Source organism: Methanoculleus sp. UBA413, from assembly GCF_002502935.1.
Lineage (GTDB): Archaea > Halobacteriota > Methanomicrobia > Methanomicrobiales > Methanoculleaceae > Methanoculleus > Methanoculleus bourgensis.
Genome location: NZ_DAQR01000006.1, coordinates 1 through 3,007 on the forward strand (window position 1 = coordinate 1; position 3,007 = coordinate 3,007).

The 3,007-nt window shown below is 61.3% G+C and carries 4 protein-coding genes; 2 read left to right on the forward strand and 2 right to left on the reverse strand.

The annotated features are described in order from the left end of the window. Positions 1-302: 302 nt before the first annotated feature. Positions 303-845, forward strand: coding sequence for an aldolase (locus BP858_RS00585; RefSeq protein WP_286878558.1), 543 nt, complete (start codon positions 303-305; stop codon positions 843-845). Here the strand turns inward: BP858_RS00585 and aglJ are convergent. Beyond that, positions 816-1,742: an S-layer glycoprotein N-glycosyltransferase AglJ gene (aglJ, locus tag BP858_RS00590; RefSeq protein WP_286878559.1), complete on the reverse strand. Its 927-nt coding sequence runs from the start codon at positions 1,740-1,742 to the stop codon at positions 816-818. The genes BP858_RS00585 and aglJ overlap by 30 nt on opposite strands. Positions 1,743-1,782: 40 nt before the next feature. Between aglJ and BP858_RS00595 the strand changes: the two genes are divergently transcribed. After that, positions 1,783-2,349, forward strand: coding sequence for a DUF99 family protein (locus tag BP858_RS00595; RefSeq protein WP_286878560.1), 567 nt, complete (start codon positions 1,783-1,785; stop codon positions 2,347-2,349). Here the strand turns inward: BP858_RS00595 and BP858_RS00600 are convergent. Beyond that, positions 2,309-2,782, reverse strand: a complete 474-nt coding sequence (locus BP858_RS00600) for a universal stress protein (RefSeq protein WP_286878561.1) — start codon at positions 2,780-2,782, stop codon at positions 2,309-2,311. The genes BP858_RS00595 and BP858_RS00600 overlap by 41 nt on opposite strands. Positions 2,783-3,007: the final 225 nt, after the last annotated feature.

The following is a 3,007-nucleotide window of genomic DNA, read 5'->3' on the forward strand; positions in this document are numbered from 1 at the left end:
GGGGAGGGGGCTCGCCCCCTCCCCGCAGGTGGCACGACTCATGACCCCACCACCGGAGCGAACCGGTCGGGCTCTCGCCGATTGCCCCCCGACAAGGATCACGACCGTTTTCCGAGGAGGTGGACTCTTGACCGCAGACCGGCCAATAATACCCGAAACCAACGTTCATCTCCTGAATTGGACGGTATCCTCACGAGTCTCCATACCGAACGTTCGCGTGTATAGGGGTCGGGGTCCCACGAGGGCATGCACATATCCCCGGGCACGCCAAACCTTTCTGCACTGAAGTCCGGGTGCAGAAGATGCTTGACCAGGAGTTTGAACGGATAGGAAAACGCCTCTTTCTCGAAGGCCTTGTAGGAGCGAATTTTGGGAACATGAGCGTGCGCGCTAAAGCGGGGTTGTACATCACCCGGAGCGGCGCCTACCTGGATGCCCGGGAGATGCCGGCATTTGTGCCGGAAGACGGGGAGGCGCCACCAGAAGCCTCAAGCGAGTACCGGGTTCACCGGGCGGTCTACCGGGAGACCCCGTATCTTGCGATCGTCCATGCCCACCCGGTCCATACCGTCGCCGCTTCGCTCGATGCCGACCTGCTCAGGCCGGTCGACAGCGAAGGCAGGATGCTCTGCCCGGAGATCCCAGTCGTCGGGGGAGAACCGGGAACCGGTGAGATTGCGCAGAACGTTTCCAGAGCGCTCCGCGGCAGCCACATCGTTATCGTCCGCGGGCACGGAACGTTTGCCGCCGGAAAAACGCTGGATGAGGCGTATATTTACACCTCTATTGCCGAGTACTCCTGCCGGATCCTCCTCCTATCGGGGCGGTCTGGGCGGGTTCTGTAACTCCTCAATCTGGTGGAGGGTCTCGCGGTGAAACCCGAGCAGCATGTCGCTGATCACGCCGAACATGAAGATCTGAAACCCTATGGTGATCAGGAGGACCGTGAGGATGGTGAGCGGCAAATGTTCGATGTTCTTGAGCCATTCGAGGATGACGTATACGCCGGTGATGCCCCCCGCAAGCGATATGAAGAGCCCGATGATCCCGAAGTAAAAGATCGGGTTGTTCATCTTTGCGAGGCGGTATATGGTCGAGAAGATTCTCGCGCCGTCCTGGAAGGGATTGAGTTTGGTGACCGTGCCGGGCCTCGAGAGATACCGGACCGGGACGACCGTAACCCGCTGCCCGTTTCTCACGGTCTCGACCGCCATCTCAGTCTCGATCTCAAACCCAGCCTCCTTGAGGGTCATCTGCCTGATTGAGCGGAGGGTAAAGGCACGGTAGCCGGAGAGGATGTCGCGGAGGTCTCTCCCGTGGGCGATCTTGAACATCAGGTTGAGGATCTGGTTGCCGAGGAGGTTTAGCCGCGTGAACGCCCCTCCGTCCGGGTTGACAAGGCGGTTGCCGATGACGTGGTCGAACCCGAGAGCGAGCGGATCAAGCATTTTTTCAGCATCTTCGGGGGCGTAGGTGCCGTCACCGTCGAGCATGAGCACGTAAGGTTTATCGATGATTCTCACAGCCTCGATGATGGCGTTGCCCTTCCCCTTTCCCGTCTGCGTCCGGACGGTCGCCCCCGCGGCCCGCGCGATATCGGGGGTGCCGTCGGTGCTGTTCCCGTCCATGACAAGGATGTGCTCAAAACCCCGTTCCCGAAACTCCCTGACCAGGTCACCGATCGTCGGAGCCTCGTTTAACGTAGGGATAAAGATGCAGACCTCATCTCGCTCGATCTTCATCGGTATACTATTATCCGATTGGGTAGTATAAGGGCTTCGCATGCACGTAGCCAAACCGGGGCTCCGGGTTCTTGGCATCGCGGAGAGTTATTCGGGGCGGGAACAGTCCACCCTTGCCGGCGTTGTCATGCGAAAGGACCTCCTGATCGACGGGGTGGCGTTCGCCCGGGTGACGGTTGGTGGATCTGATGCGACCGATGCCATAATCAGACTCTTTGCCAGGCTCGGGCGCCGGGACGTCAACCTCATGATGATCAGCGGGAGCGTCATTGCCTGGTACAACATCATCGACCCGGCGGCAGTGCAGGACGCAACCGGACTTCCAGTCATCGTCACCACCTACGAGGAGTCGGAGGGGCTGGAGGAGGATATCAGCCGCCACTTCCCCCGGGATACCGGGAGGCTCGCGGCATACCGGAGGCTCGGCGACCGGGTTCCCGTCAGGCTCCACACCGGGTATGACCTCTTCATCCGCCCCTACGGCCTCTCCCCGGAGGATGCCGGGAGGCTCTGCAACGCATTCACGTGCGAAGGCAGGGTGCCGGAGCCGGTCAGGGTGGCGCGACTCATCGCTCGCGGTCTTGTGCGGTCGGCCCGGCCCGGATGACCATGACCGTCGATGTCGCGTGATCGACGACGTAGGAACTGACGCTCCCGAGGAAGAGGCGGTCGAGCCGACCCCTGCCGTGCGACCCGACCACAGTCAGGTCAGCGCTGAGTTCCTGCGCCAGTGCGATGATCTCGGCTCCCGGGTGGCCCCAGCGTTTGTGCGGGGTTATCCGGAGGCCGGCGGCGGCAGCCCGCCGGTCTGTATCAGCGAGGATCTCGTCAGCCTCCCGCTCAAGCGAGTCGAGGACCGCCTGCTGGGCGATGTCCGGGGGCTCGAGGTTGTTTAAGATCATTGTCGGGTATACACCAGTCTGGACGACATGCACGGCATGCACGGATGCCTGCATGGCGCGGGCGACGGCCAGCGCCTCTTCAAGCGCCCGGTGGCTGATCTCAGACCCGTCCACCGCCACAAGTACCGTTCTGAACATAATGAGTCTAGTGGATCATTGTATCTAATATTTCCATGCGATTGTTGCGTCACGCGGTGATCTGCATCAAGACCTGCAAGATAAGGTGAAATGGTCCACTAGTGGAGCATTTCAGCTAACATTTCCCATGAAAACCGCCCCGATTTGGCGACGGGGAGGCTCCCCGGCTCTGTTCCATCGTGCCTCGGGTCCGGGTTGTGCGGGGAGGGGGCGAGCCCCCTCCCC